At 70.2% G+C, this 16,551-nt stretch carries 11 protein-coding genes; 6 read left to right on the forward strand and 5 right to left on the reverse strand.

Annotation, left to right across the window (positions count from 1 at the left end):
• Positions 1-206 precede the first annotated feature (206 nt).
• The 3 genes from L2Z93_RS18175 to L2Z93_RS18185 form a co-directional block, all read right to left on the reverse strand.
• The gene (locus L2Z93_RS18175; RefSeq protein WP_090588819.1) at positions 207-2,027 is read right to left on the reverse strand and encodes a phosphoenolpyruvate carboxykinase (GTP); all 1,821 of its coding nucleotides are present in this window, start codon (positions 2,025-2,027) and stop codon (positions 207-209) included.
• 143 nt (positions 2,028-2,170) lie between these two features.
• Positions 2,171-3,484: a P-loop NTPase family protein gene (locus tag L2Z93_RS18180; protein ID WP_090588820.1), complete on the reverse strand. Its 1,314-nt coding sequence runs from the start codon at positions 3,482-3,484 to the stop codon at positions 2,171-2,173.
• A complete protein-coding gene (locus L2Z93_RS18185) occupies positions 3,481-4,479 on the reverse strand; it encodes a hypothetical protein (protein WP_234786105.1) in 999 nt (332 codons plus the stop codon). Before L2Z93_RS18185 ends, L2Z93_RS18180 begins: the two co-directional genes overlap by 4 nt.
• A gap of 106 nt (positions 4,480-4,585) precedes the next feature.
• Here L2Z93_RS18185 and trmB point away from each other — a divergent pair, with 106 nt between their 5' ends.
• From trmB to mmpL3, 3 genes are all read left to right on the forward strand, one after another.
• Positions 4,586-5,350, forward strand: a complete 765-nt coding sequence (trmB, locus tag L2Z93_RS18190; RefSeq protein WP_370745921.1) for a tRNA (guanosine(46)-N7)-methyltransferase TrmB — start codon at positions 4,586-4,588, stop codon at positions 5,348-5,350.
• A complete protein-coding gene (locus L2Z93_RS18195) occupies positions 5,350-6,015 on the forward strand; it encodes an NYN domain-containing protein (protein ID WP_090588821.1) in 666 nt (221 codons plus the stop codon). Before trmB ends, L2Z93_RS18195 begins: the two co-directional genes overlap by 1 nt.
• A gap of 65 nt (positions 6,016-6,080) precedes the next feature.
• The gene (mmpL3, locus tag L2Z93_RS18200) at positions 6,081-9,146 is read left to right on the forward strand and encodes a trehalose monomycolate exporter MmpL3 (RefSeq protein ID WP_090588822.1); all 3,066 of its coding nucleotides are present in this window, start codon (positions 6,081-6,083) and stop codon (positions 9,144-9,146) included.
• 288 nt (positions 9,147-9,434) lie between these two features.
• Here the strand turns inward: mmpL3 and L2Z93_RS18205 are convergent, their stop codons facing one another.
• The gene (locus tag L2Z93_RS18205) at positions 9,435-10,583 is read right to left on the reverse strand and encodes an AI-2E family transporter (protein ID WP_090588823.1); all 1,149 of its coding nucleotides are present in this window, start codon (positions 10,581-10,583) and stop codon (positions 9,435-9,437) included.
• An 87-nt stretch (positions 10,584-10,670) separates the two neighbouring features.
• Here L2Z93_RS18205 and L2Z93_RS18210 point away from each other — a divergent pair, with 87 nt between their 5' ends.
• Positions 10,671-11,789 carry a lysylphosphatidylglycerol synthase transmembrane domain-containing protein gene (locus tag L2Z93_RS18210; protein ID WP_090588824.1) on the forward strand — a complete coding sequence of 373 codons (1,119 nt, stop codon included), beginning with the start codon at positions 10,671-10,673 and terminating at the stop codon, positions 11,787-11,789.
• A 38-nt stretch (positions 11,790-11,827) separates the two neighbouring features.
• Positions 11,828-13,033, forward strand: a complete 1,206-nt coding sequence (locus L2Z93_RS18215) for a M23 family metallopeptidase (RefSeq protein WP_234786107.1) — start codon at positions 11,828-11,830, stop codon at positions 13,031-13,033.
• A 9-nt stretch (positions 13,034-13,042) separates the two neighbouring features.
• On the opposite strand, the gene L2Z93_RS18220 is transcribed toward L2Z93_RS18215, so the two are convergent.
• Positions 13,043-13,411 carry a heme-binding protein gene (locus L2Z93_RS18220; protein ID WP_090588825.1) on the reverse strand — a complete coding sequence of 123 codons (369 nt, stop codon included), beginning with the start codon at positions 13,409-13,411 and terminating at the stop codon, positions 13,043-13,045.
• A 237-nt stretch (positions 13,412-13,648) separates the two neighbouring features.
• Here L2Z93_RS18220 and L2Z93_RS18225 point away from each other — a divergent pair, with 237 nt between their 5' ends.
• Positions 13,649-16,549 (forward strand): MMPL family transporter, encoded by a 2,901-nt coding sequence (locus L2Z93_RS18225; protein WP_090588826.1) that lies wholly within the window; start codon positions 13,649-13,651, stop codon positions 16,547-16,549.
• The last annotated feature ends 2 nt before the right edge of the window (positions 16,550-16,551 follow it).

Raw genomic sequence — 16,551 nt, forward strand, 5'->3', positions numbered from 1 at the left:
GCTCCAACGCGGTTCCAGCAACCTAGATGCTCTAGCGAAACAAGACGCGCTTAGCCACATAACTGCAGGCAGTAGGCGTGAACACTAAGTTTCGGCGAGCCGAACATTTAGTTGTGGCAAACATGAAGCCTGCACCCGGGGCGTCCTATGAACGCAAAACCGCCCGGATCCGCGTGGGATCCGGGCGGCTGAGCGGGAACGCGGCGCTACTGCGCCAGGCGCTGCTTCAGGGCGTCGAACTCGTCCTTGATGCCGGTCGGCAGCTTCTCGCCGATGAACTCGAACCACTCCTCGATCAGCGGCAGCTCGGCGCGCCACTCGTCGTCGTTGACCGCCAGGGCCTCGGCGACGTCGTCGAGCGAAATGTCCAGGCCGGTGAGGTCCAGATCCTCGACGCCGGGCACCACGCCGATCGGAGTGGTCGACCCGTTGCCGTTGCCCTCGATGCGCTCGATGATCCACTTCAGCACCCGGCTGTTCTCGCCGAAGCCCGGCCACAGGAAGCGGCCGTCGTCGCCGCGGCGGAACCAGTTGACGAAGAACACCTTCGGCAGCTTGGACTCGTCGTTGTCCTTGCCGATGTTGATCCAGTGCTGGAAGTAGTCGCCGACGTTGTAGCCGATGAACGGCAACATCGCCATCGGGTCGCGGCGCACGGCGCCGACCTTGCCCTCGGCCGCGGCGGTCTGCTCAGAGCCGATGGTGGAGCCGATGAACACACCGTGCTGCCAGTCGTGCGCCTCGCTGACCAGCGGGACGGTGGTCTTGCGGCGGCCGCCGAACAGGATCGCCGAGATCGGCACGCCCTCGGGGGTCTCCCACTCCGGGGCCAGCGTCGGGCACTGCGAGATCGGGGTGCAGTACCGCGAGTTGGGGTGCGCCGCCTTGGTGCCGGACTCCGGGGTCCAGTCGTGGCCCAGCCAGTCGATCAAGTGATCCGGCCGGCCTTCCAGGCCCTCCCACCACACGTCGTCGTCGTCGGTCTTGGCGACATTGGTGAACACCGAGTTGCCCTTCTCCAGGGTGCGCATGGCGTTCGGGTTGGAGTCCCAGTTGGTCCCCGGCGCGACACCGAAGAAGCCGAACTCGGGGTTGGTGGCGTAGAGCCGGCCGTCCTTGCCGAACCGCATCCAGGCGATGTCGTCGCCGACAGTCTCGGCGCGCCAGCCCTCGATGGTGGGCTGCAGCATCGCCAGGTTGGTCTTGCCGCAGGCCGACGGGAACGCGGCGGCCACGTAGTAGGCCTTGTTCTCCGGGCTGATCAGTTTGAGGATCAGCATGTGCTCGGCCATCCAGCCTTCGTCGCGGGCCATCACCGAGGCGATGCGCAGCGCGTAGCACTTCTTGCCCAGCAGCGCGTTGCCGCCGTAGCCGGATCCGTAGCTCCAGATCTCGCGGGTCTCCGGGAAGTGGGTGATGTACTTCGTCTCGTTGCACGGCCACGGCACGTCGGCCTGGCCCGGCTCCAGCGGCGCGCCGATCGAGTGCAGCGCCTTGACGAAGAACCCGTCGTCGCCGAGCTTGTCGAGGGCGGCCTGCCCCATCCGGGTCATGGTCTTCATGGAGACGACGACGTACTCCGAGTCGGTGATCTCCACGCCCAGCTTGGGGTCCTCGGCGGCCAGCGGGCCCATGCAGAACGGCACCACGTACATGGTGCGGCCGCGCATGCTGCCGCGGAACAGGTCGCTCATCAGCGGCCGCATCTCGGCCGGGTCCATCCAGTTGTTGGTGGGGCCGGCGTCGATCTCACGCTCGGAGCAGATGAAGGTCCGCGATTCGACGCGGGCCACGTCGGACGGGTCCGACAGCGCCAGGTAGGAGTTGGGCTGCTTCTCGTCGTTGAGCTTCTGGAAGGTGCCTGCGGCAACCAGGTGGTCGCACAGCTGCTGGTTCTGCTCCTCGGAACCGTCGGCCCACACCACCCGGTCCGGCTGGGTGAGTTCGGCGACCTCGGCCACCCACGCCAGCAGGCCCGGGTGCTGCGTCGGCGCGGTGTCCAGTCCGGGAATCATTGCTGCCGTCATCGAAATTCTCCTACCCCAAAGTTTCGTTCTCGGGTTCGCTGCCCCGCGCTTACGCCGACTACCACGGCAGGCAGGACAATGCCTGTCCTTTGAGGTTATCGCGGGTGGGTTCCCCCTGTGCCCACAAGGGTGTGTCCGATCACTCACAGGAACGATTCAGTTGCCAGCGTCTCCGGCGTTTCGGGACTTTGGTCCCGCGGCATGGCCGGGGCGCGCAGCCGGGGGTCCTCCAGCGCGGCCTCGATGCGCCGCAATCGGGACGCCGCGGCGCTCTCCTCCCGCCGGGCGGCGCCGGTGGCCGCCCGGATCCGGGCGTCCAGTTCCGCGATCCGGGCCGGCTCCCCACGGCTGAGGCGCTGCTCGGCGCGGACCAGCTCCGTTTCTGCGGTCAGCATCCGGGCGGCCACCTGTTGATCCCCGGCGTCGCGCAGCGCGGCCACCGCGGTCAGCGCCCACTGCCCGAGCGCCGCGCGCTGCCCCAGCAGTCGCCGGCCGGCCACCACCCAGCAGGTCAGCGCGGTCCCGAGCAGCGCGCACAGCGCCGCCGCGGCCCCGGCCCGGCCGGGAACCAACTCGGTCAGCGCCCGCCCGGCGGTCAGCGCCACGCCGAACCCGAATCCACCACCCAGCAGCAGCATCAGCCGGTTTTCCAGCCGGCGCGACGTCGGCGCCAGACCGCCCAGGGCGGGCAGCTCCGGCGATGCGGCGGGCAAGGTCGCGGTCAGGCCCAGGTCTGCGAGCCGCTCGGTGATCTCGGCGTCGGTGTCGGCCAGTGCCCGGCGCAGTCGGGCGGGGACCCCGTCGGTGAATCCCGGGATCGTCCGCCGGGTGAGGCCTGCCACCTCGGCGATCAACTCACCGCGGATCTGCGCGCACCGGGTGCGAGAGCGGAAGCCCAGGTCGATCCGGGCCAGCCGCAGCGCCGCCGCTCGGGCCGACCGGTCGTGTGCGCGGCTGCGGACGAGCTCGTCGCGTTGCGCCGCCAGTGCGGCCACCTCGCCGCGGCGGGCGGCGATTCGGCCATGGAGTGCGGCGGCGGTGCCCTCCAGCCGGGCCCGCACCGCGCGGATTCGGCGCCGACGGGCCAGGTCGGGATCGGCCAGCGCGCTCCGCACCGCCTCGGTCAACCCGTCGACCATCACCTCGCCGAGATCCGGGGCGGCGGCCGCGGCGACCCAGCGCAGCCCGGACGCCGCGGTGATCGCGCGGTTCTGAGCGAGCACGTCCCGCCAGCGCCGATGCCGGTCGATCTTGGTCAGCACCGCGAGGTCGGCGTCGTCCAGCAGTTCGCGGTCCGACAGGGTCAGCGGGGCGTTCGCGGAGGCCACGAAGACGGTGAGCTCGGGCCGGACGACGTTGTGTTCGACGACGTCGCAGTCCGGCAGCGCCGCCGCCAACACCGCGCACACGCTGCTACGTCCGGCGTCCGCGGGGCCGGTGACCAGCACGGTCGTCACGGCAGGCCCGCCGCGTGCGCGGCCAGCTCGGCGCGGACCAGTTCGGCGGCGCAGGCCCGGCGCAGCTCGTCGACCGGCCCGGCGGCGTAGGCCTGCCAGTGCCGGGCCCGCTCCAGCGGACCACCCGGCAGCCCGCCAGTCGGCCCACCCGCACCGACGTCGGCGCGCAGCACCGCGGCGGCCACCGCCCGCAGCCCGGCCAGCGCCGCGGGCCCGGCCAACCAGCCGGCAACCGCGTCGCTGAGCCCGGCGTCGCCCAGCGCCAACGCGCGCAGACCCCACACCGCGGCCTGCGCGCGGCGGAAGTAGGCCGGCGCGGCGGCGGCGTGCGCCGCGGCCAGCACCTCGTCGACGCGGCTCGCGGCGCGCAGCGCCACCCGGACGCCGTCAGCGTCCTCCCCGGCGCGCATCGCCACCACCGCGTGCGCGATGCCGAACATGTCGAGGGTTTCCAGCAGCCGGGCCCGCACCGTCGCCGGAACCCGGTGCGGGCCGGCCAGGAACCCGTCCGGGGTGCGCAGGTCGGCCGGGTCCCCGGCGAGGGTCGTCAGCGCGTCGAGCATCGGGGCATCCAGCGCGTCGGCCCCGAGCGCGACCAGCGCGACCATCGGCTCGGCGGGCAGCCCGGTCGCCGCGGTCAGCTCCGCGCAGCGCCGCATGGCCAGCGCCACCGGCCCGCCACCGCGGACACCGCTGAGATCGGCCTTGTTCCAGACCAGCAGGTCGGGCGCCGCGTCGGCGCGGTCTTCGGGTTTGACCACCTCGGCGAGCACCCGGACACGCAGCTCGGCGTCTCCGGCGACCACCTCGAGGTCGCCGGCGGCCAGGGCCTGCGCGACGGTCGCTCGGCCGACCCCGGCGCGGCCGTCGACGGCCACCCGCAGCGGCGCCCGTAGCTCCCGCTCGATCTGCGCCAGCCGACTCCGCACCCCCTCGGCCGCGGGTTCGGCCGCCGCGAAGCGGGCCAACGACTCGGCGAGCACCATGGCTGACATGCCCTTATGCTGGGGCCCACGGCGCCGACGGGTGACTCCGCTATCCACAGCCGGAAGACAACCGTTTGGTGTCAATATCTTTCCCGATGCGGTTGTCCGGGCCCAGATAGGGGACGATGGGGGGATGCACGTGCGTCCCGGGCCCGAGGCTGCCGAAAAGCGGCCCGCGCACCACCGCCGCGTCACCAGTTTCCGGTCCCGCCGGTCCACCCTGAGTGACTCCCAGCAGGCCACCTGGCAGCGCCGCTGGCCCGAGCTGGGCCAGCAGGCACGGACCGAGGACGGGACCGGCTTCGCCCCGCTGGACACCGCCGACTGGTTCGGGCGGACCGCGCCGCTGGTGCTGGAGGTGGGCTGTGGCACCGGCATCTCGACGTTGGGGATGGCCCAGGCCGAGCCGGATCTCGACGTCATCGCGGTGGAGGTCTATAAGAAAGGCCTCGCGCAGCTGCTGTCCGCCATCGACCGCTCGGACCCACCGGTCACCAATATCCGGTTGATCCGCGGCGACGGGTTGGAGGTGCTGCAGCACCTGATCTCCCCCGGTTCGCTGACCGGGGTGCGGGTGTTCTTCCCGGACCCGTGGCCCAAGGCCCGCCACCACAAGCGTCGGCTGCTGCAGCCCGAGACGCTGACCCTGATCGCCGACCGGCTGCGGCCCGGCGGCGTGCTGCACGCGGCCACCGACCACGCCGACTACGCCGAGCACATCGCCGAGATCGGCGCCGGGCACCCGCTGCTGTGCCGGGTCACCGACCGTCACGAGCTGGCGACGCTGCCGATCTCGGTGGCGCGGCCGACCACCAAGTACGAGGCGAAGGCCGCCGAGGTCGGCAGTGCGATCAACGAGTTCATCTGGGTGCGGGTGTGATGACGGCCACTGAATCCACCGGCGAGACCGGGCGGCCGACGACCCGGCGGGTGCTGCTGGTCTGGGACGCCCCGAACCTCGACATGGGCCTGGGGTCCATCCTGGGCGGGCGGCCCACCGCCGCGCATCGCCCCCGGTTCGACGTGCTGGGCCGCTGGCTGCTGACCCGCACCGCCGAACTGACCGCGCAAACCCCCGGCGTCACGCTGGAACCCGAGGCCACGGTGTTCACCAACATCGCGCTGGGCACCGCCGAGGTGGTTCGGCCATGGGTCGAGGCGCTGCGCAATGTGGGTTTCGCGGTGTTCGCCAAGCCGAAGATTGGCGAGGACAGCGACGTCGACGAGGACATGCTGGCGCACATCGCGCTGCGACGCTCCGAGGGCCTGTCCGCGCTATTCGTCGCCTCCGCCGACGGGCAGGCGTTCCGGACGCCGCTGGAGGAGATCGCCGCCGACGATGCGATCCCGGTCACCGTGCTCGGATTTCGCGAACATGTCAGCTGGGCGCTAGCGTCGGATACCTTGGAGTTTGTCGACCTGGAAGACATCGATGGTGTCTTTCGGGAAGCGCTCCCGCGAATCGGTCTCGATTCGCTCCCCGAACAGGGGGCATGGCTGCAGCCGTTCCGCCCGCTTTCGTCGCTCTTGGCGGCCAAAGCTTGACAGCGAACTCGGCGGTCGCGCGTCGGGGCCATACAAAGACTTGCAGAAGAGCGTTAGGAGCATAGGTGTTCGCCTGGTGGGGTCGAATGGTGTACCGGTTCAGGTACGCCGTCATCGCAGTCATGGTCGCGCTCTGCATGGGCGGCGGCATCTTCGGCATGTCGCTCGGCGACCACGTCACCCAGAGTGGCTTCTACGACGAGGGCAGCCAGTCGGTGCACGCGTCGGTGCTGGCCGACGAGGTGTACGGCCGTGACCGCACCAGCCACGTGGTGGCCATCCTGACCCCGCCGGACGGCAAGAAGGTCACCGACTCCGCGTGGATCAAGACCGTCACCGCAGAACTCGACGACCTGGTCAAGGACAACTCCGATCAGGTGCAGAACTGGGTCGGCTGGCTCAAGGCCCCCGATTTCAAGGCCGAGACGCCCGAGCAGCAGAAGACTCTCGACACGCTGAACCAGATGCGCACCTCGGACCTCAAGCACACCTTCGTCGCGATCCCGCTCAACGGCGACGACGACGACGCGATCCTGAAGAACTACCAGGCCGTCGAACCGGCCTTGCACGAGATCAACGACGGGAACATCGCGCTGGCCGGGCTGAACCCGCTGGCCAGCGAACTGACCGGCACCATCGCCGTCGACCAGCAGCGCGCCGAACTGGCGGCCATCCCGCTGGTGGCGGTGCTGTTGTTCTTCGTCTTCGGTGGCGTGGTGGCCGCGGTGCTGCCCGCCATCATCGGCGGTCTGACCATCGCCGGTTCGCTGGGCCTGATGCGCGTCATCGCCGAGTTCGTCCCGGTGCACTTCTTCGCCCAGCCGGTGATCACGCTGATCGGCCTGGGCATCGCCATCGACTACGGCCTGTTCATCGTGAGCCGGTTCCGCGAGGAGTTGGCCGAGGGCTACGACACCCAGGCGGCGGTCCGCCGCACGGTGATCACGGCCGGGCGGACCATCGTGTTCTCCGCCGTCATCATCGTGGCCTCCTGTCTGCCGCTGCTGCTGTTCCCGCAGGGCTTCCTGAAGTCGATCACCTACGCGATGATCGTCGCGGTCACGCTCTCGGCGATCCTGTGTGTGACGGTGCTGGCCGCCGCGCTGGCGATCCTGGGCCCCAACGTCGACGCGCTGGGGGTCCGCACCCTGCTGCGGGTGCCGTTCCTGCGCAACTGGGGCTTCTCCCGGAAGCTCATCGACTGGTTCGCCGCCAAGACCCAGAAGACCAAGACCCGCGAAGAGGTCGAGAACGGCTTCTGGGGCCGGCTGGTCAACATGGTGATGAAGCGCCCACTGACGTTCGCCGTGCCGATCCTGCTGGTGATGGTCGCGCTGATCATCCCGCTGGGCGGCCTGAAACTGGGCGGCATCAGTGAGAAGTACCTGCCGCCGGACAATCCGGTGCGCCAGGCCCAGGAAGAATTCGACCAGCTGTTCCCGAACTTCCGCACCGAGCCGCTGACGCTGGTCATCGAGAACGAGAACGGCCAGCCGCTCAGCCCGGCGCAGATCGCCGACATCCGCAACCGCGCGATGAACATCTCCGGTTTCGTCGAGCCCGACGGCAACCGCGACGAGATGTGGCAGGAACGCGCCGGCGCCAACACCAGCCGACCCGATGTGATGGTGCTGCAGAACGGTCTGGAGAACCGCAACGACGCCGCGGAGAAGATCAAGGAACTCCGCAGCATCCCGACGCCGCAGGGCATTCAGGTCTCGGTCGGCGGCACTCCCGCGCTGGAACAGGATTCGATCCACAGCCTGTTCGAGAAGCTGCCACTGATGGTGCTGCTGTTGATCACCACCACGACGGTCCTGATGTTCCTGGCGTTCGGGTCGCTGGTGCTGCCGATCAAGGCCGCGTTGATGAGCGCGCTGACGCTCGGCTCGACGATGGGCATCCTGACCTGGATGTTCGTCGACGGACACGGGTCCGGGCTGATGAACTACACCCCACAGCCACTGATGGCGCCCATGATCGGTCTGATCATCGCGGTCATCTACGGCCTGTCCACCGACTACGAGGTGCTGCTGGTCTCCCGCATGGTGGAAGCCCGCGCGCGCGGGATGTCCACCCAGGAGGCGATCCGGATCGGCACCGCCACCACCGGCCGGTTGATCACCGCCGCCGCGCTGGTGCTGGCCGTGGTCGCGGGCGCGTTCGTGTTCTCCGACCTGGTGATGATGAAGTACCTGGCGTTCGGTCTGCTGATCGCGCTGCTGCTCGACGCCACCATCATCCGGATGTTCCTGGTGCCCGCCGTGATGAAGCTGCTCGGCGACGACTGCTGGTGGGCGCCGCGCTGGATGAAGGTGGTGCAGAACAAGCTGGGTCTGGGCGAGATCGACCTGCCCGACGAGCGGATCGCTCCACTCGCCGAGCCCGAGGAGCCCGCCGCCGTGCTGGCCGGCGCCCCGGCCCGGGAAACCGTTCCGCACGACCCGACGCACCCCGCACCCGGCGGCGACCGGGGCCGGGCCCTGCCGCGCCAGATCCCGCCCGCTGGCCCGCACGCCAGCGGCGCGCGTCCGGCGCTGCCGCCCGTCGGCCCGCCGCCGGTGAGCCCGCCGCCGGTTAGCCCGCCGCCCCGCGAGGCTGTTCCGCCGTCGGCGGCCGGCACCAGCCGGATGCCCGCGCCGGATCCGATCGCCGAGGCCGGCACCAGCCGGATGCCGAACCCGCAGGCCCAACCCGACGACGCCCCGACCAGCCGGTTCACCGGTCTGTCCGGAGCCCGCGACGCCGTTCGCCGGGCCGCCGGCGGTCTGGTTCCCCGTCATCAGCGTCCGGCCGAACAGCCGGGCGGCGCCGGTGAGCGCGAGATCGAGTCGTGGCTGGGTGACCTGCGCGGCAACGCGCCGCGGCAGCAACCCAGTGATCCGCCGACCACGGCGCTGCCGACCGACCCGCCGACCACGGCGCTGACCAGTCAGCCGCAGGCCGGCGACGACGAGCCCGAGGCGGCCACCCGCGCCATCCCGGTCGCCAAGCAGCCGGGGGACACCGAGACCGCGACGGAGAAGCTGAACGCGCGCGGCGAGGAGAAGCCGGACGAGGGCGACAAGCCGCCGCGCCGTGGCGGTGGCGTCAGCGCCCAGGACCTGCTGCGCCGCGAGGGCCGGCTCTAGTCGCCGCGTGGTTGAGCCTCTGATGCGAGTCCAAAGCGACGAATTCAGAGCGATGGTCGCCCGTGTCCTTGGTCGGCCGCTGTCGCGCAGTTGAAAGTTTGCGGGGCGCCGAGCGGCCACCTAGTGCACGAACGGCCAACGATGTACGAAAAAGCCCAGGACGACTCCCCGCAAAGCGGACGCCAGGGGGCGCTCGTGCTCGATCGGGCCGCTCGCGGGCCTGCGTGTGCAGAAACGGGCCGCTCGAGGAGGATTCCGGGCCGAAACTGCGGGGTGTGGCTCTAGCGTCTACTCCGCGGATTCGCCGGGTGGGCTGTCAGGCCGCACCTCGATCAGGGGACCGTCTTCCTCCTCGAGTTCCTCGGCTTCGGCCTCCGGGTCGGCGGCCATCAGCACCCGGAAGGCGCTGTTGAGGAAGGCGACGATCGGCACCGCGAGCAACGCTCCGAGGATGCCTGCCTGCACGGTGCCCGCGGCGATGGCCAGCACCACCGCCAGCGGGTGGATCGACACCGCCCGGCCCATCACCAGCGGCTGCAACACATGCGACTCCACCTGCTGCACGGCGAGGATCAACGCCAGCGTGGCCAGGCCGTAGAACACGCCCTTGGTCAGCAGCGCCACGATGACGGCCAGGAAACCGGTGACGACGGCGCCGACGATCGGGATGAACGCGCCGAGGAACACCAGCGACGCCAGCGGCAACGCCAGCGGCACGGCCATGATCGCGAGGCCGGCGCCGATGCCGATCGCGTCGACCAGCGCGACGATGAAGGTGGCCCGAACGTAGCCGATCAGCGAGTGGAACCCGGCCCGACCGGCGTCGTCGACCCGCGGCCGATTGGCCGCCGGGACGGCCTTCACGACGAACTCCCAGATACCGCGGCCGCCGTAGAGGAAGAAAATCATGCAGAACAGCACCAGCAGCGCGCCGGTGACGACCTCGGTGAGGGTGGCCGCGGTGGACAGCGCGCCGCTGGTCAGCGTGGACTGATTCTCCCGTAGCGCGTCGATCGCCTGCGCCCCGGCGGTGTCGATCTGCTCGCTGCTGACGCCCAGCGGGCCCTCGGTCAGCCACTCCTTGGCCGAGTCGACGCTGCGGTTCACCTGGACGGTCAGATCCGGGAGGCCCTTGACGAACTGATTGACCACGAAGGTCAGCAAGCCGCCGATGGTGGCCATCCCGCCCAGCATGATGAAGGCGACGGCCAGCCCGCGCGGCACCCGATGCTCGTCGAGCCAATCGACCGCCGGCACCAGCAGCGCGGTCAGCATCACCGCGATCATCACCGGCACCACGATGACCTTCAGTTGCGCCACCACCCAGGACAGCGCGACCAGCGCGGCCAGCAGCACCAGTAGCCGCCACGCCCAGGCCGCGGATTTGCGCACCCCCGGGGTGACCGAATCGTCGTCGCGAATCACATCTGCAGCCATTGCGCCAGCGTAACGGTCCGATACCAGCTGGTCAGCAACTATGAACCGGTGTCATTCGGGTCGCCTGCGCGCCTTTAGGCTGTTCGAATGTCCAATCCGGCGACCGGCGACCGCGCGACTGCGCGCGGAAAGTACTGGTGGCTGCGCTGGGCGATCTTCGCGGTTGTGCTGACGGTGCTCGCCGTCGAGGCGGGCCTGGTCTGGGACCAGCTGTCCCAGGCCTGGGCCAGCCTGCTCGACGCCGACCCGTGGTGGGTGCTGGCCGCCGCCTTCGCCGCGATGATGTCGATGCACAGTTTCGCCCAGATCCAGCGCGAACTGCTCCGCTCGGCGGGGGTCCGGGTCCGGCAGTGGCGGTCGGAGGCCGCGTTCTACGCCGGCAACGCGCTGTCCACCACGCTGCCGGGCGGCCCGGTGCTGTCGGCGACGTTCATCTACCGGCAGCAACGGATGTGGGGCGCGTCCCCGGTGGTGGCGTCCTGGCAACTGGTGATGTCCGGCGCGCTGCAGGTGGTCGGCCTCGCGGTGATCGGCCTGGCCGGCGCGGTGCTGCTGGGCGCCAAGGACAACCCGTTCTCGCTGCTGTTCACCGTCGGCGGCTTCCTGGTGCTGCTGCTGTTGGCCCAAGCCGTCGCCTCCCGGCCGGAGTTGCTCGAAGGCATCGGCGCGCGGGTGCTGAGCTGGTTCAACCAGGTGCGCGGCAAGCCCGCCGACCTGGGACACGCGCAGTGGCGGCGCATCCTGGGCCAGCTGGAGACGGTGCGGCTGTCCCGCGGTCAGCTCGGGGTGGCGTTCGGCTGGTCGCTGTTCAACTGGGTCGCCGACGTCACCTGCCTGCTGTTCGCGGCCTACGCCGCCGGCGGGCATCCGTCGATCGCCGGGATCATCGTCGCCTACGCCGCCGCCCGCGCCGTCGGCGCGATTCCGCTGATGCCCGGTGGCCTGCTGGTGGTCGAGGCGGTGCTGGTGCCGGGCCTGGTCTCGGCTGGCATGACCTTGCCCGCCGCGATCTCGGCGATGCTCATCTACCGGGCGGTGAGCTGGATCTTCATCTCCGCCATCGGCTGGGTGGTGTTCTTCTTCATGTTCCGGACCGATCGGAGCGCCATCGAGTTGCCCGACGAGGACGACGCTGACGACGCGGACGACGTCGTCGTCCAGCGCCCGCAGTCCGAGGACACCCGGGCGGGGCGCAACCGGGAATAAGCCCGGCGCGCCGCGGCGACGAGTGCTTGGATCGGGGCATGCGCACCTCGTTGCTCGCCGTCCTGTTCAGCGCGGTGCTGCTGGCCGCCGGCTGTTCCTCCGACAAGCCGTCGGTCCCGGAGCCGCCCCCGGCGCCGGTGGCCACTCCGCTGATCGGTGAGGCGCTGGGCCGGATCGTCCCGACGCCGGCCAGCGACGGCCGCACCCACCTGGTCTACGAGCTGAAACTGACCAATGCGCTGGGCGGCGACGTCACCATCGACGCACTGCGCGCCCAGGCCGGTGACCGCCAGCTGCTGGAGCTCTCCGGCAACAACCTGAAGTTCTGGACGCGGCTGCTCGGCGACGGCGCCAAACCGACGAACGTCATCGGCCCGGCGCAGACCGCGATCGTCTGGCTGGACATCGTCGTCGACGGCGACGCCATCCCCGAGGGTGAGATCACCCACACCGTCGACCTCACGGTCGCCAAACCCATCCCGGGGCTCGTCGAGGCCAAGACCAGCCAGACCGTCGCGCCGGTGACGGTGTCCGATAAGCGGCCGCGGGTGATCGCCCCGCCGCTGACCGGCGACGGCTGGGCCGACGGGGACGGCTGCTGCGGCATGTCCGCGCATCGGACGGCCGTCAACCCGACCAACGCGCAGCTGTGGGTTCCGGAGCGGTTCGCCATCGACTACGTGCGCATCGGACCGGACAGCAAACTGTTCGTCGGCGACAAGTCGAAGGTGGAGAGCTACCGCTACTACGGGGATCCGGTCTATGCGGTGGCCGACGCCACGGTGGCCTGGACCCGCGACGACCTGCCCGACCAGACGCCGGGCAAATCCCCCGTCGGGCTGCCGCTGGACGAGTACGGCGGCAACCTGGTCGTGCTCGATCTGGGCGACGGCGACTACGCGTTCTACGCGCACCTGAAGCCGGGCAGCGTGTCGGTGCAGGCCGGCGACAAGGTTTCGGTCGGCCAGCAGCTGGCCGAGGTGGGCAATTCCGGCAACACCGACGCGCCGCACCTGCACTTCCACATGATGGCCGGGCCCGATCCGCTGGCCTCCGACGGGCTGCCGTTCCTGATCAACTCGATGCGGCTGACCCAGCGCCTGGACGGGGAGGCGGACCTGGACCGGCTGCTGGCCGGTCAGTCCGTCCGGCAGCAGCCGGGATTCGCCGCGCGTGATCTGAACGACGTCAGCCCGCTGCAGTTCGACGTGATGACCTACACGGTGGCCGAGCCGGCGGAGTAGGTCAGTCGGTCAGGAGACCGGGACGGCGGCGTAGCCGCAGCGGTTCTTGATGTCCAGGATCGGCTGCCGGATCGAGCTGATCTCGGCCTGCTCCTGCGGGTGCGCCGCGAAGTAGTCGTTGACCTTGGTGGTGATCTCGTCCCGCGACAGGCCGTGCAGGCTGGTGAAGAAGTTGTTCACGTCGGGATGGGTGAACAGGTAGGCCGAGGTCGCCGCGGAGACACCGGAGTTGACCCCGGCGAAGTCGGCGGCGGTGCAGTTCGGCGGGGCGGGCGCCGGGTCGTCGGCCGACGCGGTTCCGGCCGACAGCAGCAGCGCGCCGAGCACCGCCCCGGAGCCGATCGTCGCGGCGGTGAGGCGACGGACTGAAACCTGCATGACTGGCTCCGTTCAACGGGGTCGAAATAACGTCGAGGGCAAGCTAATCAGATTCCGACCCGACCGTCATCTCGATCGGAATAGTTGCCGCCCGAGAGCCAGGCATGACAGCGCCCCCTACGGTCTGGTAACGGTTTCAGCGCAGGTCAACGGATTCAGCCGAGCCTCGCGGTGCTGTTGTAGGCTCAGGCCACCCAGTGAGGATGCAGGTCAGGGAGTGTCGCCATTCAGCAATTCATGACGCGGCTCTCGGCTCTCCTCCGGCGGCGCCGACGATGGGTGTTCCTGGCCTGGGTGTTGGCGCTGGTCCCGTCGGTCTGGCTGATCCTCAGCGGAACCAACAATCTCACCGGCGGCGGATTCGAGGTGGCCGGTTCCCAATCGCTGCGCGTGCAGCACGCCATCGAGGAGCACTTCCCCACCGAGGGCGCCTCGCCGCTGGCCCTGGTGGCCGCGCCCCGGCCCGCGGCCGGCTACGACGATATGCGGGGCGCGGTCGACGAACTGCGCCGTATCGCCGCCGAGGTGCCCAGCGTGTCGGTGGTGGAGAACCCCACCCAGCCACCGCCGCAGCCGGGCCGGCCCTACGTCCTGACCCTGGCGCTGGATTTCGAGAACACCGGCGCGGTCGACGTCGCCCGGCAGCTGCGCGCGAAGGTCGGCATCCACGATTCGGAGCCCGGCCAGACCGCGGACGGCTCGGTGCGGCTGTATGTGATCGGCCAGGGCGCGCTCGGCGCGGCGGCGCAGACCAGCACCAAGCACGACATCGCCGCCGCCGAGCGGTGGAACCTACCGGTGGTGCTGATGGTGCTGGTCGCGGTGTTCGGGTCGCTGGCCGCCGCCGCCATCCCACTGACGCTGGCCGTCTGCACGGTGACGGTGACCATGGGCATCGTCTACCTGCTATCCGAGCTGACGACCATGAGCGTGTTCGTGTCCTCGACGGTGTCCATGTTCGGCATCGCGCTGGCGGTCGACTATTCGCTGTTCATCCTGATGCGGTTCCGGGAGGAGCTGCGTCAGGGCCGTTCGGTGCAGCAGGCCACCGACGCCGCGATGACCACCTCCGGGTTGGCGGTCACCCTGTCGGGCATGACGGTGATCGCGTCGCTGACCGGTATCTACCTGATCGACACCCCGGTGCTGGCGTCGATGGCCACCGGCGCGATCCTGGCCGTGGCGATGTCGGTGCTGACCTCGGTGACGCTGACCCCGGCGATCCTGGCGACCTTCGGCCGGGCCATCGCCCGTCGGTCGCCGGTGTTGCAGCTGTCCCGACGCCCGGCGGGCTCCGAAGCCACCCAGTTCTGGGGACGCTGGGTGCGCAAGGTGATGCGTCGGCCGTGGCTGTCGGCGACGGCGGCGGCGCTGTTCCTGGTGCTGCTGGCCGCGCCGGTGGTGTCCATGGTGCTGGGCAACAGCATGCTGCGGCAATTCCCGCCCAGCCACGAGATCCGCGGCGGGGTGAACGCGGCCGCCGAGGCGCTCGGCCCCGGGGCGCTCGGCCCGGTCCGGGTGCTGGTCAGCTTCCCCGGCGGGGACGCCGGCACCCCCGCCAACGCTGGCCTGGTCGACGCGCTGCGTTCCGAGATGTCCCGGGCCATCGACATCGTCTCGGTGCCGCCGCCGGTGACCTCCGACGACGGCAGATCGGTGCTGCTGTCCGGGGTGCTCGCCGTCGACCCCGAGGATTTGGCCGCCCGCAACGCGGTGGACCGACTGCGGGACCGACTGCCAACGGTGGCCGGCGAATGGTGGGCCGGCAACGGCGGTCCCGACGATTCCGCGGTGCCCGAGGTCGACGTCGGCGGCCCGACCGCGCTGATCAAGGACTTCGACGACCGCGTCGACCACACCGTCATCCGGGTGCTGCTGTTCGTCTCCACGCTGGCGTTCGTCATGCTGCTGCTGTCCATCCGGTCGGTGTTCCTGGCCGTCAAGGGCGTGCTGATGACGCTGCTGTCGGTGGCCGCGGCCTACGGCAGCCTGGTGGTGGTGTTCCAATGGGGCTGGTTCAGCTGGATCGGGTTCGAGCCGTTGAGCTCCATCGACTCGACGGTGCCACCGCTGGTGCTGGCGGTCACCTTCGGCCTGTCGATGGACTACGAGATCTTCCTGCTGGCCCGGATCCGGGAACGCTTCCTGGTCACCGGGGACACCCGCGACGCCGTCGCGCACGGCGTGTCGACCAGCGCCCGCACCATCACCAGCGCCGCGCTGATCATGATCGCGGTGTTCATCGGGTTCGCGTTCGCCGGGATGCCGCTGGTGGCCCAGCTCGGCGTGGCCTGCGCGGTGGCGATCGCCGTGGACGCCACCGTGGTGCGCCTGGTGCTGGTTCCGGCGCTGATGGCGATCGCCGAGCAGTGGAACTGGTGGCTGCCGCCGTGGCTGGACAAGATCCTGCCGTCGGTGGACTTCGAGAAGCCGATGCCCCGCGGTGACGGCTCGGAAACCGTCGCCTTCGCCGACGACCTGCCCGGCCTGCCGGCGCCCAGCGGCGACGTCCGGATGGTGGTGAAGGGCGCCGCGCGGCTGCAGCGGCTGGCCCCCGGCGCGGTGGCGATGGTGGATCCGCTGGCGTTCACCGCCGACTCCCGCAAGCCTCGCGGCGACGCGGTGTCGGTGACCGACGAGACGACGAAGATCGCCCGCCCGGTGCATCCGGTCACGGTGTGGCGGTCCCGGCTGGCGGTGGCGCTGGACGCGCTGGACTTCCAGGCCGACGACCCGGTGCCCGAGTTGGTGCGCAGCCGGCCGGTGGAGACGGCCTTCGTGCAGCTGCCCACCGGGGACCGGTTGAAGGTGCCCACCGGAGCGGAGACGCTGCGGCTCAAGGGCTATCTGGTGCTGGCCCGCAACAAGGGCCGCGACTACGCGGAGTTCGCCGAATTGGTCGAGTGCACCGATCCGGAGACGGTGGCGACCGTGCTGACGCAAATGGACAGGTACTACTCTGGCATCGATAGTCCGACATCGGACCGGCCCTGGGTCACCAGCCTTCTGGTGCGGCAACTCGCCGACCCGAATCCCGACGACGGATTCCGGGGCGACCCCGTGTCGGTGCCCGATTGGGAAAACGTCCGCAAGCGCTGCCTGTCGGTGGCCGTGGCGATGCTGGAGGAAGCGAGGTGACC

Source organism: Mycolicibacterium brumae (assembly GCF_025215495.1).
GTDB lineage: Bacteria > Actinomycetota > Actinomycetes > Mycobacteriales > Mycobacteriaceae > Mycobacterium > Mycobacterium brumae.

Bases quoted from the DNA above. Each gene is read 5' to 3' on its own strand.
- L2Z93_RS18175 (WP_090588819.1), bottom strand. From the start codon at position 2,027: ATGACGGCAGCAATGATTCCCGGACTGGACACCGCGCCGACGCAGCAC.
- L2Z93_RS18185 (WP_234786105.1), bottom strand. From the start codon at position 4,479: ATGTCAGCCATGGTGCTCGCCGAGTCGTTGGCCCGCTTCGCGGCGGCC.
- L2Z93_RS18195 (WP_090588821.1), top strand. From the start codon at position 5,350: ATGACGGCCACTGAATCCACCGGCGAGACCGGGCGGCCGACGACCCGG.
- L2Z93_RS18205 (WP_090588823.1), bottom strand. From the start codon at position 10,583: ATGGCTGCAGATGTGATTCGCGACGACGATTCGGTCACCCCGGGGGTG.
- L2Z93_RS18210 (WP_090588824.1), top strand. From the start codon at position 10,671: ATGTCCAATCCGGCGACCGGCGACCGCGCGACTGCGCGCGGAAAGTAC.
- L2Z93_RS18215 (WP_234786107.1), top strand. From the start codon at position 11,828: ATGCGCACCTCGTTGCTCGCCGTCCTGTTCAGCGCGGTGCTGCTGGCC.
- L2Z93_RS18220 (WP_090588825.1), bottom strand. From the start codon at position 13,411: ATGCAGGTTTCAGTCCGTCGCCTCACCGCCGCGACGATCGGCTCCGGG.
- L2Z93_RS18225 (WP_090588826.1), top strand. From the start codon at position 13,649: ATGACGCGGCTCTCGGCTCTCCTCCGGCGGCGCCGACGATGGGTGTTC.